The organism is Streptomyces sp. NPDC029138, from assembly GCF_055564375.1.
On sequence record NZ_JBVHWM010000002.1, the window covers coordinates 326,833 to 347,303 of the forward strand.

General features: G+C 71.8%; 19 protein-coding genes, 2 pseudogenes and 1 riboswitch. Of the genes and pseudogenes, 16 read left to right on the forward strand and 5 right to left on the reverse strand.

Annotated elements, in window-relative coordinates; translation table 11 throughout:
• The first annotated feature begins 92 nt into the window (after positions 1-92).
• On the forward strand, positions 93-551 hold the full coding sequence (locus ACZ4WH_RS03715) for an acyl-CoA thioesterase (protein WP_468176218.1): 459 nt from the start codon (positions 93-95) through the stop codon (positions 549-551).
• On the opposite strand, the gene ACZ4WH_RS03720 is transcribed toward ACZ4WH_RS03715, so the two are convergent.
• A complete protein-coding gene (locus tag ACZ4WH_RS03720; protein ID WP_468176220.1) occupies positions 511-1,725 on the reverse strand; it encodes an MFS transporter in 1,215 nt (404 codons plus the stop codon). The two genes, ACZ4WH_RS03715 and ACZ4WH_RS03720, sit on opposite strands and share 41 nt — an antisense overlap.
• 131 nt (positions 1,726-1,856) lie before the next feature.
• On the opposite strand from ACZ4WH_RS03720, the gene ACZ4WH_RS03725 reads away from it, so the two are divergent.
• The gene (locus ACZ4WH_RS03725; protein ID WP_468176222.1) at positions 1,857-3,305 is read left to right on the forward strand and encodes an ROK family transcriptional regulator; all 1,449 of its coding nucleotides are present in this window, start codon (positions 1,857-1,859) and stop codon (positions 3,303-3,305) included.
• 144 nt (positions 3,306-3,449) lie between these two features.
• Here the strand turns inward: ACZ4WH_RS03725 and ACZ4WH_RS03730 are convergent.
• Positions 3,450-3,617 (reverse strand): annotated as a pseudogene (locus ACZ4WH_RS03730) (DUF4262 domain-containing protein); the annotation flags it as partial.
• Between the two features lie 156 nt (positions 3,618-3,773).
• A complete protein-coding gene (locus ACZ4WH_RS03735; protein WP_468176224.1) occupies positions 3,774-4,148 on the reverse strand; it encodes a hypothetical protein in 375 nt (124 codons plus the stop codon).
• 259 nt (positions 4,149-4,407) lie between these two features.
• A riboswitch (FMN riboswitch) is annotated at positions 4,408-4,538 on the forward strand.
• A gap of 164 nt (positions 4,539-4,702) precedes the next feature.
• Here ACZ4WH_RS03735 and ACZ4WH_RS03740 point away from each other — a divergent pair.
• From ACZ4WH_RS03740 to ACZ4WH_RS03780, 9 genes are all read left to right on the forward strand, one after another.
• Positions 4,703-5,311 (forward strand): riboflavin synthase, encoded by a 609-nt coding sequence (locus ACZ4WH_RS03740; RefSeq protein ID WP_468176226.1) that lies wholly within the window; start codon positions 4,703-4,705, stop codon positions 5,309-5,311.
• Positions 5,308-5,949, forward strand: coding sequence for a nicotinamide mononucleotide transporter family protein (locus ACZ4WH_RS03745; protein WP_030644795.1), 642 nt, complete (start codon positions 5,308-5,310; stop codon positions 5,947-5,949). The genes ACZ4WH_RS03740 and ACZ4WH_RS03745 overlap by 4 nt, the downstream gene beginning before the upstream one ends.
• Positions 5,946-7,259 carry a bifunctional 3,4-dihydroxy-2-butanone-4-phosphate synthase/GTP cyclohydrolase II gene (locus tag ACZ4WH_RS03750; RefSeq protein ID WP_468176229.1) on the forward strand — a complete coding sequence of 438 codons (1,314 nt, stop codon included), beginning with the start codon at positions 5,946-5,948 and terminating at the stop codon, positions 7,257-7,259. Before ACZ4WH_RS03745 ends, ACZ4WH_RS03750 begins: the two co-directional genes overlap by 4 nt.
• A gap of 23 nt (positions 7,260-7,282) precedes the next feature.
• On the forward strand, positions 7,283-7,768 hold the full coding sequence (gene ribH, locus ACZ4WH_RS03755; RefSeq protein ID WP_103816493.1) for a 6,7-dimethyl-8-ribityllumazine synthase: 486 nt from the start codon (positions 7,283-7,285) through the stop codon (positions 7,766-7,768).
• Positions 7,769-7,802: 34 nt separating this feature from the next.
• The gene (locus ACZ4WH_RS03760; RefSeq protein ID WP_031174442.1) at positions 7,803-8,075 is read left to right on the forward strand and encodes a phosphoribosyl-ATP diphosphatase; all 273 of its coding nucleotides are present in this window, start codon (positions 7,803-7,805) and stop codon (positions 8,073-8,075) included.
• 55 nt (positions 8,076-8,130) lie between these two features.
• Entirely contained in the window at positions 8,131-8,979 is an 849-nt protein-coding gene (hisG, locus tag ACZ4WH_RS03765; protein WP_468176231.1) for an ATP phosphoribosyltransferase, read from the forward strand.
• 16 nt (positions 8,980-8,995) lie between these two features.
• On the forward strand, positions 8,996-9,466 hold the full coding sequence (locus ACZ4WH_RS03770) for a PH domain-containing protein (protein WP_468176233.1): 471 nt from the start codon (positions 8,996-8,998) through the stop codon (positions 9,464-9,466).
• Between the two features lie 164 nt (positions 9,467-9,630).
• Positions 9,631-10,965, forward strand: a complete 1,335-nt coding sequence (locus ACZ4WH_RS03775) for a hemolysin family protein (RefSeq protein WP_468176235.1) — start codon at positions 9,631-9,633, stop codon at positions 10,963-10,965.
• Positions 10,962-12,035, forward strand: a complete 1,074-nt coding sequence (locus ACZ4WH_RS03780) for a hemolysin family protein (RefSeq protein ID WP_468176237.1) — start codon at positions 10,962-10,964, stop codon at positions 12,033-12,035. The genes ACZ4WH_RS03775 and ACZ4WH_RS03780 overlap by 4 nt, the downstream gene beginning before the upstream one ends.
• 77 nt (positions 12,036-12,112) lie before the next feature.
• Here the strand turns inward: ACZ4WH_RS03780 and ACZ4WH_RS03785 are convergent, their stop codons facing one another.
• Together ACZ4WH_RS03785 and ACZ4WH_RS03790 are read right to left on the reverse strand one after the other, a co-directional pair.
• Complete coding sequence (locus ACZ4WH_RS03785) at positions 12,113-13,984, reverse strand: AAA family ATPase (RefSeq protein WP_468176239.1); 1,872 nt, start codon at positions 13,982-13,984, stop codon at positions 12,113-12,115.
• 431 nt (positions 13,985-14,415) lie between these two features.
• Positions 14,416-15,043: pseudogene (locus tag ACZ4WH_RS03790) on the reverse strand (uridine kinase family protein).
• Between the two features lie 237 nt (positions 15,044-15,280).
• On the opposite strand from ACZ4WH_RS03790, the gene ACZ4WH_RS03795 reads away from it, so the two are divergent.
• From ACZ4WH_RS03795 to ACZ4WH_RS03815, 5 genes are all read left to right on the forward strand, one after another.
• On the forward strand, positions 15,281-16,237 hold the full coding sequence (locus tag ACZ4WH_RS03795; RefSeq protein WP_468176241.1) for a hypothetical protein: 957 nt from the start codon (positions 15,281-15,283) through the stop codon (positions 16,235-16,237).
• 54 nt (positions 16,238-16,291) lie between these two features.
• Positions 16,292-17,818 carry an amino acid permease gene (locus tag ACZ4WH_RS03800; RefSeq protein WP_468176243.1) on the forward strand — a complete coding sequence of 509 codons (1,527 nt, stop codon included), beginning with the start codon at positions 16,292-16,294 and terminating at the stop codon, positions 17,816-17,818.
• Between the two features lie 229 nt (positions 17,819-18,047).
• Positions 18,048-19,418, forward strand: a complete 1,371-nt coding sequence (locus ACZ4WH_RS03805) for a peptidase C39 family protein (RefSeq protein ID WP_468176244.1) — start codon at positions 18,048-18,050, stop codon at positions 19,416-19,418.
• 118 nt (positions 19,419-19,536) lie between these two features.
• A complete protein-coding gene (locus tag ACZ4WH_RS03810; protein ID WP_468176246.1) occupies positions 19,537-19,677 on the forward strand; it encodes an SCO1431 family membrane protein in 141 nt (46 codons plus the stop codon).
• 144 nt (positions 19,678-19,821) lie between these two features.
• Positions 19,822-20,469, forward strand: coding sequence for a TetR/AcrR family transcriptional regulator (locus ACZ4WH_RS03815; RefSeq protein ID WP_468176248.1), 648 nt, complete (start codon positions 19,822-19,824; stop codon positions 20,467-20,469).
• Positions 20,470-20,471: the final 2 nt, after the last annotated feature.

Genomic DNA, 20,471 nt, shown 5'->3' on the forward strand with positions numbered 1-20,471 from the left:
GGGCTTCCCGGCCGGGCTCCTGAGCGGTCGCTTAGTATGGTGGCGTACGGGGGTGTCGCCACCCCAACACGCGCTGCTCAGGAGCCCTTCCCGTGACCGCCGAAGCCCCGACCGCCCCCGCCGTCTCCTACGGCCGGCTGATCCCCGTCACCGTCCACTTCGACGACCTCGACGCGCTCGGGCTGCTGCACAACGCCCGCTACCCGCTGATGGTCGAGCGCGCCTGGACCGAGCTGTGGAACGAGCACGGCGTCCGCTTCGACGGCGACTGGGCGGCGGCCGGCGACGCCTGCAACGCGGTCCGCGAACTGCGCATCAGCTACGAGGCGCCGGTCACCCGGCCCGGCACCTACGCCGTCCATCTCTGGCTGGAACGGCTCGGCACCACCGGCCTCACCTACGGCTTCCGGTTCTGCTCGGCCGACGGGACCGACACCTACGCCCAGGGCACCCGGGTGCTGGTCCGGCTGGACGCGGCGACCATGCGCCCCGCGCCCTGGAGCGAGACCTTCAGGGCCGCGGGTCGGGAACTGCTGCGGCCCGTCGGCTGACCTCGCCGCCGCCCGGGCGCTCGGCGGTACGCAGTACGCCCGCGAACACCGCCAGCCCGCACGCCAGCGCCGTCACCACCACGAAGGACACCATCAGGCTGGTCGCCTGGGCCACCCCGCCGATCAGGCTCGGCGCGATCAGCCCCGAGGTGTAGGTGATGGTCGCCACGCCCGCGATGGCCTGACTGGGGTTCGGGCCGGCGTGCCCGGCCGCCGCGAAGCACAGCGGTACGACCACCGCGATGCCGAGCCCCATCAGCGCGAACCCGGCCATCGCCACCGCCGGATGCCCGGCCAGCACGATCAGCAGCCCGCCCAGCCCGGCCAGAACACCACCGGCCCGCACCGTGCGGACCGCGCCGAAGCGGTTCACCACCGCGTCCCCGCCGATCCGGGCCACGGCCATGGTCAGCATGAACCCGGTCGTGGAGGCCGCCGCCAGCCCGGCCGAACTGTCCAGCCGGTCCCGCAGGAACACCGCCGACCAGTCCAGGCTCGCGCCCTCCGCGAACACCGCGCAGAAGCCGACCGCGCCGATCAGCAGCGCCGAACGCGGCGGCAGCGCGAACCGCGGCGGCGGTTCCTCGTCCTCGGCGGGCTGGAGGTCCAGCACCCAGGTGCAGGCGACGAGACCGAGCAGGGTGAGGACGGCCGACGCCAGGGCGAAGTGCACGCGCGCGTCCGCGCCGAGATGCGCGGCGAGGGTGCCGGCCGCAGAGCCGACGAGGGCGCCCGCGCTCCACATGCCGTGCAGTCCCGACATGATCGACTTTTCGAGCCGCCGCTCGACCTCCACACCGAGCGCGTTCATCGCGACATCGGCCATGCCCGCGCTCGCTCCGTAGACGAACATCGCCAGGCACAGGGTGACCAGGTTCGGCGCGATCGACGGCAGGATCAGGGACAGCGTCCACAGCGCGAGCAGCCCGCGCAGGGCCGTACGGCTGCCGAAGCGATGGGTGATCCCGCCCGCCAGCGGCATCGCGCACGAGGCGCCGAGCGCCGTGAAGGCCAGGGCGAACCCCAACTGGCCCGCGCCGAGCGAGGTGTGGTCCTGGACCCAGGGCACGCGCGTCGCGAACGAGCCGGTCACGGCGCCGTGTACGGCGAACACGGCCGCCACGGCGTACCGGGCGCGCCTGACCTCGTCGCCCGCACGCGTCACGTCACTCATGATCCTGTCCCCTCCCCGGGCGTGCCCAGCCCCGCTCCGCTGCAACGCGCCGTAAACTATCAGGAACCCTGCCTGATAGATAGCGGCCACAGCGTCTCGCCGCGCCACGGCGATCTGGGAGGATTCCCGTCATGCCCGCATCACCCAGCACCGCCCGGGCCATCAACGACCGGCTGGCCCTGCGGCTGTTGCAGCAGGAAGGCCCGCTCACGGCAGGGCAGTTGAAGCAGCTGACCGGACTGTCCCGGCCGACGGTCGCCGACCTGGTCGACCGGCTCACGGCCTCCGGGCTGATCACGGTGGTCGGCGAGTCCGGCGCACAGCGCCGGGGCCCCAACGCCCGGCTCTACGGCCTCGTCGCGGACCGCGCCCACCTCGCCGCGCTCGACGTCCGCACCGAGGGCGTGTTCGTCCTCGTCTCCGACCTGGTCGGTCGGGTGCTCGCCGAGGCGGCCGTGCCGATCGGGCGGGACGCCGGTACCGGCCCCGCCGTGGAACAGGCGGTGGCGGCGGTGGAGAGCGCCGCCAAGGAGGCGGGCGCCGACCGGCTGCACACCGTCGGCATCGGCGCGCCGGGCCTGATCGACCCGGCCACCGGGGACCTCCGCGACTCGGCCGGGCTGCCCGCCTGGCACCGCAGCCTGGCCGCCACCCTCCAGGACCGGCTGCCCGGCGCCCGGGTCACCGTCGAGAACGAGACCAACCTGGCCGCCCTGGCCGAACAGCGCGAGGGCGCCGCGCGGGACCGGGACACCTTCGTCCTGCTCTGGCTCGGCCACGGCGTCGGCGCCGCGGTCGTCCTGGACGGCACCCTGCGCCGCGGGGCCTCCGGCGGTACCGGCGAGATCGGCTTCCTGCCGGTCCCGGGAACGGACACCCTCCCGTCGGCGACCGACTGTGCCGGCGGCTTCCACTCCCTCACCGGCGCGGCGGCACTCGCCACCCTGGCAACAGAGTGCGGCCTCCCGACACCTGCCACACCGGACGGCCCGGGGGCGGCGGAGGCGGTGCGGGGGGCTGTGGCGGAGTTGGAGAAGGCGGGGCAGGGGGTGCCGGTTCCCGTGGCGGGGCAGGGGGTGCCGGTGCCGGTGGCGCGGCCGGGTGCGGCGGACGTGAAGGGGGGCGCGGAGCCGGGTGCTGTCGCCGCGTCGGCGTCCGGGAGGGCGGGGTTCGTGGCGCCGGGGGTGGGTGACGTGGCTGCGACAGCGAACCCGGGGCATGTCGGATGCGGGGCGCCCGAAGCGGCGGAGGCGAGCGGCACACCCTCGGTGGCCCTGCCCGGCGACCTTCCCGCCGCCCGCTTCCTTCGTGTCCTCGCCGACCGGATCGCCGTCGGTGCCGCCTCCGTGGTGGCCGTTCTGGACCCCGGCTGTGTGGTGCTCGGCGGGGAGGTCGGCCAGGCCGGGGGCGCGGTGCTCGCCGGGCTGGTGGAGGAGCGGCTGCGCCTGATGTCGCCGCTGGTCACCGAGGTGCGGGCGAGCAGCCTCGGCGGGACGGCCGTACTCCGCGGCGCGCTCCTCACCGCCCGGGAGCGGGCGCAGGACGAACTGTTCGCGCCACCGGAGCGCCCGGGCGGCTGACACCGTATGGCCGGCGCACCGAGCGGCTGCGTGAGAACCGGCCATCGGTCCTCGATGGCGAGCCCCTGCCAGACACCTTCGTCGCGGCGACCCAAGCGGGTCCTGGCTCGCTCGAACTGTCACTCGGGGAGTCGCTGCGACACCTCAACCGGTCGCGAGTTCGACCCGGACCCCTGCCGGGTGCTCGGCCGGCTTCAACCACAACTGCGGCCGGGTCTGCTGGTACTGCTCGTCGGTCCCCGGCTGCCAGAGGAAGCGGCCATCGGGGTCCGGCCACACTGCTTGCAGGACCGGGAACGGTGGCCGCCGGTGAAAGGAGGTGGCCCGGCGGGCCTCGCCTCACAGGAGCGGCGCACAGGCGGCAGCTGACAGGGCGCGTGGCGTCCCGTCAGGCACCCGCCGAACCGTCAAGAGCCCTCGTCGTCCCCTCGCCCGACCGCTACGGCCGCAGCATCGAGGGACGGAACCTCAGGGCCGGCGCGGCTCCTCCGCCGGTCGCCAAGGGGCCCACGGCAGCGCCTCCCGCCAGCCCGGCCGTTCGAACGCCCAGGCCTGTACCACCTCGGCCACGGGCTCGACGGCGAACGCGTCGTGCTCGCGCGGCACCCGGGCCTGGAAGTGCCGGTCCGGGCCGCCCTCGCGGTACTCGACCTGGTAACTCAGATCGTCGTTGAGACGGACCTGGATGTAGTGGTGCCCGGCGGGCTCCCGGTCGAGCCGCTCCACGACGACGAACCGCCAGGTCAGACTCATGTCCGCCAGCAGATCGTGGAGTTGCTCGGCGGTGGGGTCGTCCCACGCCGTCCCGTCCCACTCGATCGCGCGGATCACCGGTGCCGTCATGCGGGTGACTGTACTGGGCGGGGTGGCGGCCCGGCGGCGGGCAAGGGCCGTCGTCACCGCCGCCGGGCCCGTCCGCACCCTAAAAGGACTAGACCAGTACGGTCAATGGTCCGGACCGAGGCCAATACTCTTTCCGTACCGGTCAGTTGACGAAGGCGGTCGCGCCACGCGAAAGCGGCGGCACGCGCTGTGAGCGACCCCACACCTCTCACCCGCATGGACGCGTACCGGGCGTGGCACACTGGCCCTGTACCAGAAGCAGCGCACTCCGGGGTCGGTGAAACTCCGAACCGGCGGTTACAGTCCGCGACCCGGTCGCTTCCAGCGGCCGGTTGACCAGGTGAAATTCCTGGACCGACGGTTAAAGTCCGGATGGGAGGCAGTGCGCGGCGGGCGGGCATGCGTTTTCCGTGTGCGCGCCGCCGTATCTGGACAGGTCCGTGCGCGGACGTGTCCCTTTCCGGCGACGCCCCCGGTGTGTGCTCATCCGTACCTTTCTGTCGTCATCGACAGGCCCCGGAGTCCGTGCCCGAAGAGGCAGGAGGACCCGGGAAGTGTTCACCGGAATCGTCGAAGAGCTGGGTGAAGTCACCGCCGTCGAGAACCTCGGCGACTCCTCCCGCTTCCGTCTCCGCGGCCCCGTCGTGACCGACGGCGCGCGGCACGGCGACTCCATCGCCGTGAACGGGGTCTGTCTCACGGTCGTCGAGCACGAGGGCGAAGAGTTCACCGCCGACGTCATGGCCGAGACCCTGAAACGCTCCAGCCTCGGCGCGCTCACCGTCGGCTCCCGCGTCAACCTGGAGCGCCCCACCGCCGTCGGCGCCCGCCTCGGCGGACACATCGTGCAGGGACACGTGGACGGCACCGGCGAGATCCTGGCGCGCACGCCCTCCGAGCACTGGGAGATCGTGAAGATCTCCCTCCCCGCCGACCTCTCCCGCTACGTCGTGGAGAAGGGCTCCATCACCGTCGACGGCATCAGCCTCACCGTCGTGGAGGCCGGCCCCGACCACTTCACCGTCAGCCTCATCCCGACCACCCTCGACCTGACCACGCTCGGCCACAAGCAGCCCGGCGACCCGGTCAACCTCGAAGTGGACGTCATCGCCAAGTACGTCGAGCGGCTCCTCGGCGACCGTGCCCAGGGAGCCACCAAGTGAACTGGATGAACTCCGAGGCGTTCACCCTCTTCGGCCAGCACATCATCTGGTCCGACATGATCGGCAACATCCTGGGCCTGATCACCCTCGCCCTCGGCTGGCGCCGCTCCCTGTGGACCTGGCCCGTGCAGTTCCTGTCCGGCCTGGTCCTGTTCGCCGCCTTCTACGGCCACCTGACCGGCAGCGCCGGCAAGCAGGTCGTCGTCATGGCCGTCGCGCTGTACGGCTGGTGGCAGTGGCAGCGCACCAAGGACCGGTCCGACGACGGCCACATCGCCCCCCGCTTCGCCACCTGGCGGGAGCGCGCGGCCATGCTCGCCGCGGCCGCCGCCGGCACGGTCGCCGTGGCCCTGCTCTTCACGGCCTACCCGAAGCTGTCCTGGGACCCGTGGCCCGACGCCTACATCTTCGTCGGCACCGTGGTCGCGATGTACGCCCAGGCCAAGGGCATGGTCGAGTTCTGGATCGCCTGGCTGCTCGTCGACCTCGTCGGCGTCCCCCTCAACTTCGCCAACGGCTACGCCTTCTCCGGCTTCGTCTACGTCATCTACGGCGCACTCGTCCTGTGGGGCATGCGCGACTGGTGGCTGCGCTCCCGCCGGGGCCCGCAGCCCGCACTGGAAGGAGCGCCGGCATGACCTCTGCACCGCTGCTGTACGGCACCGACGACACCGAGAACTTCGCCCTCGACCCGGTCGAGCAGGCCATCGCCGACATCGCGGCGGGCCGCCCGGTGGTCGTCGTGGACGACGAGGACCGCGAGAACGAGGGCGACCTCGTCATCGCCGCAGAGAAGGCCACCCCCGAGATCGTCGCCTTCATGATGAGCGAGTGCCGGGGCCTGATCTGCGCCCCCATGGAGGGCGAGGAACTGGACCGGCTGCGGCTGCCGCAGATGGTCCAGGACAACACCGAGTCGATGAAGACCGCGTTCACGATCTCGGTGGACGCCTCCGCCGCCCACGGCGTGAGTACCGGCATCTCGGCCGCCGACCGCGCGACGACGCTCCAGCTGCTCGCGAGCGGCACGGCCGAGCCCACCGACCTCGTCCGCCCCGGCCACGTCTTCCCGCTGCGCGCCCGGTCCGGTGGTGTCCTCGTGCGCAACGGCCACACCGAGGCCGCCGTCGACCTCGCCCGGCTCGCGGGGCTCCGCCCGGCCGGCGCCATCGTGGAGATCGCGGGTGAGGACGGCCGGATGCTCCGGCTGCCCGAGCTGATCCCGTTCGCCCGCAAGCACGGCCTGACGATCATCTCCATCGCGGACCTGATCGCCTACCGCCGCAGCAGCGAGCCCACCGTCCGCCGCGAGGCCGAGACCCGCCTGCCCACCCGGCACGGCACCTTCCGGGCGTACGGCTACCGGTCCACCGTCGACGGCGTCGAACACGTCGCCCTCGTCCACGGCGAGATCGGCGACGGCGAGGACGTCCTGGTCCGCGTCCACTCCGAATGCCTCACCGGCGACGTCTTCGGCTCCCTGCGCTGCGACTGCGGCCCCCAGCTGGACACCGCCCTGGAACGCATCCAGACCGAGGGCCGGGGCGTCGTCGTCTACCTGCGCGGACACGAGGGACGCGGCATCGGCCTGCTGTCCAAGCTGCGCGCCTACGAACTCCAGGAGCAGGGCCACGACACCCTGGACGCCAACCTCGAACTCGGCCTGCCCGCCGACGCCCGCGACTACGGCGCCGGCGCGCAGATCCTCGCCGACCTCGGCGTACGCGGCGTCCGGCTGATGACCAACAACCCCGACAAGACCGAGGCGCTGCTGCGCCACGGCCTGAAGGTCACCGGCCGGGAGCCGATGCCCGTCCAGGCCGGCGAGCACAACCTCCGGTACCTGCGCACCAAGCGGGACCGGATGGGGCACGACCTGCCCTGGCTCGACACGCCCGCCGTGTCGGCTTCTGTGGCCGCGTCCGCGACCACCTGTGGCAACCAGTAAGCACGAAAGCACTGAGGAGAGACGTGAGCGGCAAGGGTGCACCGGAACTGTCCGTACGCAATGTGAGCGACCTGCGGGTCGCCGTCATCGCGGCGCAGTGGCACGAGCAGGTGATGGACGGTCTGGTGAACGGCGCCCTGCGCGCCCTGCGTGACCTGGGCATCGACGAGCCGACCCTGATCCGGGTCCCCGGCAGCTTCGAGCTGCCGGTCGCCGCCAAGGTCCTCGCGGGCCGCGGCTACGACGCCGTGGTCGCCCTCGGCGTCGTCATCCGGGGCGGCACCCCCCACTTCGACTACGTGTGCCAGGGCGTCACCCAGGGCCTCACCCAGGTCTCCGTCGAGACCGGCGTCCCCGTCGGCTTCGGCGTGCTCACCTGCGACACCGAGGAGCAGGCCCTGGACCGGGCCGGCCTGGAGGGCTCGAACGAGGACAAGGGCCACGAGGCGGTGACCGCCGCCGTGGCGACCGCGGCCACGCTCCGCTCAGTATCCGAACCCTGGCACTGAGGAGTGGAGCCGACCGCGTAGGGTGGGCAGCACCATGTCCAAGAAGACGTTCGAGGAGCTCTTCACCGAGCTCCAGCAGAAGGCCGCCCACGGCGATCCCGCCACCTCCCGTACCGCGGAGCTGGTCGGCAAGGGTGTCCATGCCATCGGCAAGAAGGTCGTCGAGGAGGCCGCCGAGGTCTGGATGGCCGCCGAGTACGAGGGCAGGGAGGCGGCGGCCGAGGAGATCTCGCAGCTGCTGTACCACGTCCAGGTGATGATGGTCGCCCGCGGGATCTCCCTGGACGACGTCTACGCCCACCTGTAAGCCGCCTGTCGCACACAGCCGTAGAAAACCCCTTCACGCAAAGGAAGCCGACCTCATGCTGCGCATCGCCGTCCCCAACAAGGGTTCACTGTCCGGCCCTGCGGCGGAGATGCTGCATGAGGCCGGCTACCAGCAGCGCCGCGAGTCCAAAGAGCTGCGCATCGTCGACCCGGAGAACGAGGTCGAGTTCTTCTACCTCCGCCCCCGCGACATCGCGATCTACGTCTCCTCCGGCCGCCTCGACATCGGCATCACCGGCCGCGACCTGCTGATCGACTCCGGCGCCGACGCCGAGGAGATCCTCCCGCTCGGCTTCGCCCGCTCCACCTTCCGTTTCGCCGCCAAGCCCGGCACCGCCGACGGCATCGAGGACCTCAAGGGCAAGACGGTCGCCACCTCCTACGAGGGCATCGTCGCGGGGCACCTGGCGGACCGCGGGATCGACGCCTCCGTCGTCCACCTGGACGGCGCCGTCGAGACCGCGATCGAGCTGGGCGTCGCCGAGGTCATCGCCGACGTCGTGGAGACCGGCACCAGCCTGCGCAACGCGGGCCTGGAGGTCTTCGGCGAGCCGATCATGAAGTCCGAGGCGATCGTCATCCGCCGCACCGGCGCCGACGGCGAGGAGCCGAAGGTCCAGCAGTTCCTGCGCCGCCTCCAGGGCGTCCTGGTCGCCCGGACGTACGTGATGATGGATTACGACTGCCGGGTCGAGCAGCTGGAGAAGGCCGTCGCGCTCACCCCCGGCCTTGAGTCCCCGACCGTCTCCCCGCTGCACAACGAGGGCTGGGTCGCGGTCCGCGCCATGGTCCCCGCCAAGGAGGCCCAGCGGATCATGGACGACCTCTACGCCATCGGCGCCCGCGCCATCCTGACCACGGCCATCCACGCCTGCCGCCTGTAAGAGGTACGTCCGAGAGATGTCCGACCTGCCCCCTCTTCCCCGCCTCCCCGTCACCTTCCGGCCGGGGCACACCCGGGCGATCCTGCTCACCGCCGGTGTCGTGATCTTCCTGGTGATAAGCGGGATCGCGATCCTGCTGGAGCACCTCGGCCCGGGCTCGAAGCTCAGCTTCGTCGTCACCGGCGCGCTGATCTTCTGGGTCCTGGCCCAGCTGGCCCGGGTGAAGGTGGTCGCCGACGAGTCCGGCGTCACCGTCGTCAACATCGCCGGCAAGCGGCGCCTGGCCTGGGAGGAGATCCTCCGGGTGAACCTCCGGCCGGGCGACCCCTGGGTGTTCCTCGACCTCAGCGACGGCACCAGCCTGCCCGCGCTCGGCATCCAGCCGGGCCTCGCCAAGCAGCGGGCCATCGCCGACGCCAAGGCCCTGCGCGCGCTCGCCGAGGCCCACTCGGCGCCGTCCGCCCTGCCGCACGAGCCCAGATCTTGATTAATCTGGTGGGCGGAGGCCCTCTCGCTGCGCCTCCGCCCCTGCGCGCCGCCCGGTGCACAGGGGTTCCTGCTACCCGAGGAGTGACTCCCTCCGGCGATGGACGGATCGTCCTGTAGTACCTGCGCCACCCCTGCCCGACAGAGCGGGAAGGCGGTGGCAGCGTGACCATCCCCCTGCTGCTCCTCGGAGCGGCGTTCCTGCTGATTCTCGCCAACGGCTTCTTCGTGGCCGCCGAGTTCGGCCTCGTGACCGTCGAGCGCCCGGAGGCCGAGAAGGCCGCCGCCGACGGCGACACCCGCGCCCGTACGGTCGTGGAGTCGCTGAAGGAGCTGTCCTTCCAGCTCTCCGGCACCCAGCTCGGCATCACCATCACCTCCCTGGTCGTCGGGATGCTCGCCGAACCGGCCCTGGCCGAGCTGCTGCGCGGCCCGTTCGCCGCGCTCGGCATCCCCGAGGGTGCCGCCTCCGGCGTCGCCGTGGTCGTCGGCATGCTGCTGGCCTCCGCGATCCAGATGGTGATCGGCGAACTCGTGCCCAAGAACTGGGCGGTGTCCCGGCCGTTGCAGGTCGCGCGCTTCGTCGCCGGCCCCCAGCACCGCTTCGCCCGCCTGTTCCGTCCGGTGATCTCGGCGCTGAACACGGTCGCCAACCGGCTGGTCCGCGCCCTCGGCGTCGAACCCGCCGAGGAGCTGGCCTCCGCCCGCACCCCCGGGGAACTCGTCTCCCTGGCCCGGCACTCCGCCCAGGCCGGCGCCCTGGAGCAGGACACGGCCGACCTGTTCGTCCGCACTCTGTCCCTGGGCGAGCTGACCGCGCAGCACGTCATGACCCCGCGCGTGAAGGTGAGCGCGCTACAGGACTCGGCCACCGCCGAGGACGTCGTCAACCTCACCCGGGCCACCGGCCTGTCCCGCTTCCCCGTCTACCGGGAGAAGATCGACGAGATCGTCGGCATGGCCCACCTCAAGGACGCGCTGGCGGTCCCCGTGCACGACCGGCTGCGCACGCCGGTCAGCCGGATCGCCCGCAGGGCGCTCCTCGTCCCCGAGACCCTGCCGGTCCAGCCCCTGCTCGCCCGGCTGCGCAGCGAGCAGCCCATCGCGGTCGTCGTGGACGAGTACGGCGGCACGGCCGGCGTGGTGACCCTGGAGGACATCGTCGAGGAACTCGTCGGCGAGGTCCGCGACGAGCACGACGCCAAGGACATGCCCGAGCTGGCCCCCGCCCCGCCCGAGGACGGCAGGCCCGCCTGGGACGTGGACGGCAGCTGCCGCGTCGACATCCTCCAGCGCATAGGCCTCGACGTGCCCGAGGGGCCGTACGAGACCGTCGCCGGACTGGTCGCCGACCTGCTCGGCCGGATCCCGGCCCCCGGCGACCGGGCCGAACTGCCCGGCTGGCGGCTCTCGGTCCGCCAGGTCGGCCACTACCGCGCCGAACGGGTCCGCCTGGTCAGGACGGCCCCGGCGGTGAACGTGATGGAGGCCGCCCGATGAGCCTCCTGCAACTGGTCTTCGCCGCGCTGCTCGTGCTCGCCAACGGCTTCTTCGTCGGCGCCGAGTTCGCGCTCGTCTCCGTCCGCCGCAGCCAGATCGAACCGCTCGGCACGGCCCGGGCCCGGCAGGTGCTGTACGGCCTCGAACACCTGCCGCAGATGATGGCCGCCGCGCAGTTCGGCATCACCGTCTGCTCGCTGACGCTCGGCGCGGTCGCCGAGCCGACGGTGGCGCATCTGCTGGAGCCGGTGTTCGAGTGGATCCACCTCCCGCACGGCGTGATCCACCCGCTGGGTTACGTCATCGCGCTGGCCGCGGTGGTCTTCTTCCACCTCGTCATCGGCGAGATGGTCCCGAAGAACCTCGCCATGGCCGCCCCGGAGAAGGCCGCGCTGTGGCTCAGCCCGGGCCTGGTCTACTTCGCGCGCCTGTGCAAGCCGATCACGGTGTCCCTCGGCGCCTGCGCCCAGGGCATCCTGCGGCTGTTCCGGGTCGAGCCGAAGGACGAGGTGGAGGCGGTCGTCACCACCGAGCAGCTCAACCGGCTCCTGGAGGACTCCGGCCAGGCCGGCCTCCTCGACCCGGAGGAGCGGGAGCGCCTGGAGGACGCCCTGGAGCTGGGCTCGCGCCCGGTGACGGACGTCCTGCTGCGCCGGGAGGCCCTGGTAACGGTGACCCCGGCGGTCACCCCGGGCGAGATCGTGGAGCTGACCGCCCGCACGGGCTACTCCCGCTTCCCGGTCGCGGCCAACGAGAAGGGCCCCTTCATGGGGTACGTGCACGTGAAGGACGTCCTCGACCTGGAGGACTCCGACCGGGCCGTCCCGCAGCACGTGTGGCGCCCGATGGCCACGCTCCGTGCCGAGCTGCCGCTGGACGACGCGCTGACGGTCATGCGCCGGGCGGCCACGCATCTGGCCCAGGTGGCGGACGCGACCGGCAAGGTGCTCGGCCTGGTGGCCCTGGAGGACGTACTGGAGCTGCTGGTCGGCGAGGTCCGCGACCCGGCGCACCGGGAGATGCCGGAGCCACGTGTGAGCGGGGAGCCGGAGGGGGCGCTGGCCACCTAGACCGCTGTCGCCTGCGGGTGCGCGGGGGCTGCTCGCGCGGTTCCCCGCGCCCCTTCGGGGCGCTCACCTGCCGGTGCCTAGTAAGAGGACGGATCCTGTGGCCCTCGCCCCGACAGCACCTCTCCGTACGCCTGCATCAGGTCCGGCAGCCGGAGCGTCGCCAGGTCGTCCCGTGTGAGCGAACCGGCGTACGTCGACAACCGCAGATCCCGGTACGCGCAGCTCTTCTCGTACAGGGTCCGCAGGAACCGTCCGTTGCCCAGTTCGTCGATCCAGCCCTGGTCGACCACATGCCCGGCGATGGACCGCAGCTCGTCCAGCGCCTCCTCGTCCCACCGGTCCCCGTTCTCCGCCGCGAGCACCTTGCCGATCTCGGTCAGCTCCAGCGGCCGGTAGGAGGGGAAGTCCACCCGGGTCGTGAAGCGGGAGGACAGCCCGGGGTTGGCGGCGAGCAGACGGTCCATGCCCTCCGGGTAGCCCGCCAGGATCACCACCAGGTGGTCCCGGTTGTCCTCGGCCCGCTTCAGCAGCACTTGCAGGGCCTCGTCGCCGTACGCGTCCCCCTTGCCGTACCCGGAGTTGGACAGCGAGTAGGCCTCGTCCACGAACAGCACCCCGCCGATCGCGGAGTCGATCAGCTCGTTGGCCTTCACAGCCGTCTGCCCCAGATACTCGCCGACCAGGTCGGCCCGCTGCGCCTCCACGAGGTGGTCCCCGCCCAGCAGCCCCAGCGCGTAGAACACCCGCCCGAGAATCCGCGCGACCGTGGTCTTGCCCGTGCCGGACGGGCCGGAGAAGACGAAGTGCCGTTTGGGCGGCTGGACCGGCAGGCCCTGCCCGGCCCGCAGCCGTGCCATGTTCAACTGCGCCGACAGCGCCTTGACCTGGCGCTTGACCGGTTCGAGCCCCACCATGCGCTCCAGTTCGGCGAGCGCCTCCTCCAGTAACGCCGGGTCGGTCGGCCCGGCCGGGATCGGCGCGGCGGACACCCCGGACACCCCCGTCTTCACCCGAACCGAGGGATCGGTCACCGACGGCAGCGGCCCGGTCGGCAGATCGGGCTCCGGCAGCCGCAGATCCCGGCCCTCGGTGCCGAACAGCGGATCGAACCCGTCCGGCCCGTCCACCGCGTCCTGCCCCGCGCCGGTCAGCGTGATCGCGGCGTAGTCGACCGCCTCGTCGTACCCGTCGCCCTCGGAGATCGCGGCGAGCCGGGCGGAGGTGTCCATGAAGGCCGGGTCGACCCGGTGCACCGCGCGGTACAGGGGGAGCGCGGCGGCCGAGCGCCCCGTTCCCTCGTGCGCCCTCGCCAGCCAGTACCGCAGCTCCTTGCGCTGCGGCTGCTCGCTGCGGCACCGCATCAGCGCCGCCGACAGCAGCGGCTCGGCCTGGCCGTACATCTCCAGCCGGACCCGGGCCATGCCGCCGAACAGGCCGGCCTCGATGCCGAGCAGGGGATCGTCCAGCAGCGGGTCGGTGTGCCGGACCAGCTGCTCCCAGTCCTTGACCAGATAGGCGCGGCAGGCGTGCAGGAAGCGGACCTGCGGGTCGGCGTCGACCGGGGGCAGACCGGCGAGGGCGCGGTCCAGCTCGGGCACATGCCGGCCGTCGAGCCAGTGGGAGGCGTGCGCCAGCAGCAGATCGCGTGGGCTCTCCAGCACCGGCTGCACCCACCAGCCCAGCCAGTACCAGGAGTTGAGGCTACGGCGGTGCCGGGTGCGCTGTTCGCCGAAGCGGTCGCGGTGCCGGAACATCCGCAGCAGCGCGGTGGTCGTGTCGACCCGGAGCGCGTGCAGCCCGAGCCAGGCGTCCGCCATGCCCGCGTCCATCCGCACCGCGGTGCGGAACTCCTCCTCCGCCTGCGGGTAGGCGCCCATCGTGTAGGCGTCCACACCCCGCAGCCAGGCGAGGTCGGCCGGGGCCTCGGGGCCCTGCGTGCCGAAGTCCATCACGTCCCCCCACAGACCGTGTCCCCGTGGTTCACCACCGGGCGGTCGCCCGACGGTCGCCGCGGTCGAACCGCTGTGCCGCGGACCGGAGTTGCAGGTGCGCGAGGCAGCCGCTCGAAGGTCGCACCGAGGGCATCGTACCCGCGGTACCTCCGCCTGCCGAAGGGTGCCGCACGGGGGGTTCGACGAGGTGGGAGCAGACGGGGCGCACGGCGATTCGTGACCGAGGGTGAGAGGGCGGGTGCGCGCGGCGCCCGGAAAACGGCTTTCGCGGGCAGAACGAAGCCCCCGGTCACGGGGGAACAACCGGGGGCTTCGCGTTGGTGAGCGACTCCGAAAGCCGCACATTGAGAACGTAAGACCTGTACGGCCCCCGGGTCAAGCGGAGTTGAGGCACTGGAAGAACTTGTCCCGCAAGGCTCTTCACCAGTTCACCACACCAGGGACGGTCCGTCACCGAGCGTCACGGCCCTGCCCGACTTCCGGAGTCGTCGCCGGTCCCGGCAGTACCTCATATCCCTCAGGTCGCTGGAGCACCAGCAGATCGGCATGGGGGCGCGAGGGGTCCGCGGCGAAGTGCGCGTGCTCCGCCGCGACCCAGCCGTCCCAGAACTCCCGCTGCTCAGCGCCGTCCCGCTGCCGCCCGCGCGCCCAGGACTCCTCCCGGGGCAGCTCCATCCACAGCAGCCGCGCCAGATACGGCCGCAGGGCGCGCCGGCCGGCGCCGACGCCCTCGATCAGGACGACGGGTGCGGCCGGCAGGGGGTGCGGGGTGCCGAAGGCGCGGGCCCGCCAGTCGTAAGGGGTGTAGTGCGCGCTCTCGCCGCGCGCCAGGGGCTCGATCACCTGGGTCATGAGCCGGTCCGTCCATGCGAAGAGCCGCTCATGGCTGGCGATGTCGTCGAGGTGGAGCACCGGAGCCCCGCCCAGCGCGTGCGCCAGTAGCTCGGCGAAGGTGGACTTCCCCGAGCCGGCGTGCCCGTCGACGGCGATCAGCCGGACCGGTCCCAGGGAGGGAGGAAGTCCGTGCAGCCGGGCGGCGAGGTCGTGAATGGTGATTCCCGGGGGGTGTCGTGCTGTGTGTGGGGCGTGGGGTCCGGTGTTGTGGGTTTTCCGTGAAACAGTCTAGTGGTGGTCGCGCGTTGAACCATCGGCTGGCGGCCAGTCAATCGGCACCGATAAACAGTCCGAATCCCCTGACCGATATGTCGAATTCGGCGTTCCGGCTGTGCCCCACGCTGAGTAAGGTGCCTCCTGCGCAACGTGATGCGTCGAACGGGGACCGGCAGGGGGACCATGGCCGCGGAATTATTCGAAGGGCACTATGTATGGCATCCGGCGGCCGACGACCGGGTCCTGGCGAGCGTATGCGTCGATGTGCGCGCCGGACGTTATCGATACGCCCACGAGGCGCTCGCCGAGACGCGTTCCGACTTCGCCCTGCGCGCCCACCGCTCGCTCGTCCTCGCCTCCGAGGCGGCCGGCACCGACCTGGTGGAACGCTGGCTGGCCGAGGAGCCGACGCCCGAGGCCGCGCTGATGTGGGCCCGGGTCGCGGTGCAGCGCGCCCTGCGGGCCGCCGACGCCCGCGACGAACGCGCCGAGGCGCTGGAGCGGATCGCGCTGACCGCCTGCGACCGGGCCGCCGAGGCGGCCCCCGCCGACCCCACCCCCTGGGTCGCCCGGCTCGCCATGGCCCGGCTGCACCGGCTGCGCGACCCGGCGCCGCAGGGCCTGCTCACCGCCCCGCCCGGACCCTGGCGGCTGTTCGCGCACATCCTGTCCCTCGACCCCTGGCACCGCGAGGCCCACCACCGCTTCCTGTCCTGCTTCGTCACGCGGTACGGCGGCTCGGTCACCGCGGCCTGGGACGTGGCCGCCTTCCTCAGTCAGCGGGCGCCCGCCGACTCCGCCCTCCGGCTGCTGCCCCTGGTGGCCCTGGTGGAGAGCTACAACCCCACCCAGTTGCTCGCCGACCGGGTCTGGGAACAGCCCCAGTGGCGCTCCACCGCGCTGGCGATCTACCAGCACTGGCTGCCCACGGTGGCCGGTTACCGCTTCACCCCGGTGCTCGACCTGGCCTACCTCGCGCACGCGCTGGTCATGGCCCAGCGCGCGTTCGAGGCCCGGGCGGTCTTCACGGCGATGGGCCCGTACGCCTCGCGCATGCCCTGGAGCGCCTTCGGCGACCCCGCCGAGCAGCTCTCCCGGGCGCGGCGCGCCTGCGGCCTGCCCGTCCCGGGACCCGCCTGACCGCACGTCCCCTCCACCCCCCACCCAGAGAAAGGCCGATCTGTGTCGGAACGGATGTCGACTCCCCGGGCCCGCGCCCGGGCGGCGGACACCGTCGTGCTCGACGACGACGCCACCCTGCACGCGATGGGTTATCCGCGGAAACTGACCAGGCGTTTCAAGGCGTTCGACAATTTCGCGATCTCGTTCACCATCATCAATATCCTCTCGGGAATTTTCTCGTCCTTCGGATTCGGTATGAACGCGGGCGGTCCCCGGATTCTCGTGTTCGGCTGGATCGGCGTCTCGCTGATGGTGCTGCTCATCGGCGCGGCCATGGCGGAAGTCGCCTCCGCTTATCCGACGAGCGGTGCCCTGTATTTCTCCGCCGGTAAACTCGCCAAGCGGCACAAAGGCGCCTGGTCGTGGTTCACGGGCTGGCTGAACTTCGTCGGCCAGATCGGCGGCACCGCCGCCACCGGCTATGCCGCCGCCACCTTCATCCAGGTGTTCGTGCAGCTTCAGTGGCCCTCCTACCAGCCGACCGCCCACCAGACGGTCCTCATCACGGCCCTGATCATCGTGCTCCAGGGGCTCGCCAACACCTACACCGTCCAGCTCGTCGCCGTACTGAACCGCATTTCCGTGTGGTGGCTGCTGATCGGACTCGTCGTGATCGTGGGCGCACTCATCGTGACGCCCGATCATCACCAGTCCGCCTCCTTCGTGACCCATTTCGAGAACAACACCGGCTTCACGAGCGGGCTTTACGGCGGCATGCTCGGTCTGCTGGTCACCAGCTGGACCTTCACCGGGTTCGACGGCAGCTTCCACATGTCCGAGGAAACGGTCCACGCGACGGTCAGCGCCCCGAAGGGCATCACCCGCGCCATCGGCTATTCGGCGATCACCGGCCTCGTCCTGATGCTGGCACTGGTCTACAGCATCGGCGACTACGCCAAGGTGGCCGGCGCCGCCGCGCCGCCCGTGCAGATCCTCATCGACGGCCTCGGCCTGAGCGCCGCCAAGGTGATGCTCCTCATCGTCATCGGCGCGATGCTCTTCTGCGGTCTGGCCAACCTCACGAGCAACACCCGGCAGATCTTCGCCTTCTCCCGGGACGGCGCCATGCCCGGCTCCCGCTGGTGGCACTCGGTCTCGCCGCGCACCCGTACGCCGGTGAAGGCGGTCTGGCTCGCGGTCGCCTGCTCGCTGGCCCTGGTGGTGCCGGGCTGGTGGTCGCACACGGCGTTCACCGCCATCGTCAGCGTCAACGTGGTCGGCCTCTTCCTCGCCTACGCCGTTCCGATCTTCCTGCGGCTGCGGCTCGGCGACGCGTTCCAGCCCGGTCCCTGGCACCTGGGCCGCTGGGGCAGGCCGATCGGCTGGCTCGCGGTGACCTGGATCCTGCTCAGCAGCGTCCTGTTCATGCTGCCGCAGGCCTCCCCGATCACCGTCGACTCCTTCAACTACGCGCCGATCGCGCTCGCCGTCGTCCTGCTGGTGGCCACGGTGTGGTGGTTCGCCACGGCCCGCCGCCGCTTCCAGGGGCCGGTCAGCTACGGTCGCCCGGACGAGGTCGCCGCGATGGATCTCGTCTGAGCCTCCTGGGGCGCGGGTGCCTGGGAGCTGGTCGCGCCCTCGCGGCGGAGCGGCACAGCGACACGGCCCCGCGCCCCTTCGGACGCCCCCCGGCGCGCCACCCCCGCCAGTGGCCCAGACCAATATTCGTGCCGCGGCATGCGCCGAAGTGCTGGCAGCACGATCCGGCCTGCTTCATAGTTACCGCACCGGATCACCCGTCTCGGACACCCTGGGGGTCATCGCGCCCATGAGCAGAGCCCAACAGCCGTCCCGCAGAACCGTTCTGGCCGTGGCCGTCGCCGCCGCGGTGACCGGCACAGCGGCCCCCGCTGCCGTCGCCGCACCGCGAATCGCCACCGACACCGACGACCCCGGCCAGACGCAGGCCCGCCCGATCGAGTACCACTGCTGGACCACGTACCGCGACTGGCGCTGCGGCACCGCCCAGGGCGCCCGGCCGGTCTCCGGCAGCCGCCCCGGCGTCGTGATCGGCGCCCCGGCCGGCCGTACCGACTACACCGACCCGCACACCGGGACCACCGCCACCTGGGAGTACGCCACCTGGACCTCCCCGGTGCACCGGCTGACCGTGCCCGCCACCGAGGTCATCGCCTCCTGGAACGCGCACACCCCCGCCGGTACCTGGCTCCAGGTCGAGCTGCACGGCACGTACTCCGACGGCACCGAGACACCCTGGTACGTGATGGGCCGCTGGGCCGCCGGCGACCAGGACATCAAGCGGACCTCGGTGGACGACCAGACCGACGGCAAGAGCACGATCTGGACCGACACCTTCGCCATCGACGACGCGAGCACCGGCCTGCGCCTGACGTCGTACCGGCTGCGCCTCACCCTCTACCGCCGGCCCGGCACACACCTGACTCCGACGGTCTGGCGGCTCGGCGCGATGGGCTCCGACATCCCCGACCGCTTCACCGTGCCGGCCTCCACCCCGGGCCTCGCCCAGGAGCTGGCCGTCCCGCGCTACTCGCAGGAGATCCACAAGGGCCAGTACCCCGAGTACGACAACGGCGGCGAGGCCTGGTGCAGCCCCACCTCCTCGCAGATGATCATCGAGTACTGGGGCGGCCGGCTCACCCCCGAGCAGCTGTCGTGGGTCGACCCGTCCTACGCCGACCCGCAGGTCTGCCACGCGGCCCGGTTCACCTACGACCACCAGTACCAGGGCTGCGGCAACTGGCCCTTCAACGCGGCCTACGCGGCCACCTTCGACGGCCTCCAGGGCGTGGTCACCCGGCTCGCCTCTCTCAGCGACCTGGAGACGCTGATCGCCGCCGGCATCCCGGCCATAACGTCCCAGTCGTTCCTCAAGGAGGAGCTGACGGGGGCCGGATACGGCACCTCCGGCCATCTGATGACCGTCATCGGCTTCACCGCCGACGGGGACGTGATCGCCAACGACCCGGCCTCGCCGAGCGACGAGGCGGTGCGGCGCGTCTACAAGCGGCGCGAGTGGGAGAACATCTGGCTCAGGACCAAGCGGTACAACGCCTCCGGCAAGGTCGTCTCCGGCACCGGAGGGGTCTGCTACCTCTACTTCCCGGCCCACCCGAACCCGCACCAGCGCAAGGCGCTCGCCGCGGTGGGCGTCCACTGAGGCCGGTGTACCGCGGCGTGTGACCAAGTTCATCGCCGCGAACGCCCTCGCGGGTGGCATGGTGGACGGATGGGCGGGGGGATTCCGCCGTACACGTCCGACCTCTGCGAGTAACACCATGACCGCACACCCGGCCACCGCCACCCGCGCCGTCACCGGCGGCCCGCAGGAAGACGGCCCGAAGATCGTCGAGCACGTCCTGGGCTGGATCCTCGTCGCGGTGCTCGCGATGCTCGTGACCCAGCTCGGCCTGCTCTGAACCGGCACGCACCTGCCTCTGAACCGGCGCGTACCTGCATGTGAACGGGCGCATATCTGCCTCTGAACCGACCGCTCACGCCTGCGGCTTGTTCTGACATACTGCGGCTGTCCCGTCGTACCCAGATCAGGGCCGGTCTTGAACATGCCGCAGCAGCGTGTCGTCACCCAGGCGCGCGGCACCGAGCGCTCCGTGGCGCGCCGCGCCGAACTCATCGCCATCGGGCGGAAGTTGTTCGCCGACACGTCCTACGACGCCCTGTCCATGGACGACATCGCCCGCCAGGCGCAGGTGGCCAAGGGCCTGATCTACTACTACTTCCGGTCCAAGCGCGGCTACTACCTGGCGATCATCCAGGACTCCGTCGCCGACCTGGTCACCTCCGCCGCCGGCGGGGTCCAGCTGCCCGCCGTGGACCGCGTGCACCGCACGATCGACGGCTATCTGCGCTACGCCGAGCAGCACCAGGCCGCCTACCGCACCATCGTCAGCGGCGGCGTCGGCTTCGACACCGAGGTGCACGCGATCCGGGACGGCGTGCGCGAGGCGATCGTCACCACGATCGCCGAGGGCGCCTATGGCCGTGGCGACATCTCCGCGGTGGCCCGGATGGGTCTGCTCTCCTGGGTGTGCAGCGTGGAGGGCGCCACCCTCGACTGGATCGACCGGCCCCGGCTGTCCCGCGACACACTGTGCGAGCTGCTGGTGAAGACGCTGGGCGGGGCCCTGCGCGCCATCGAGGAGCTGGACCCCGCCCACCCGGCCCCGCCGCCCGCACGCCGGGACGGCTGACC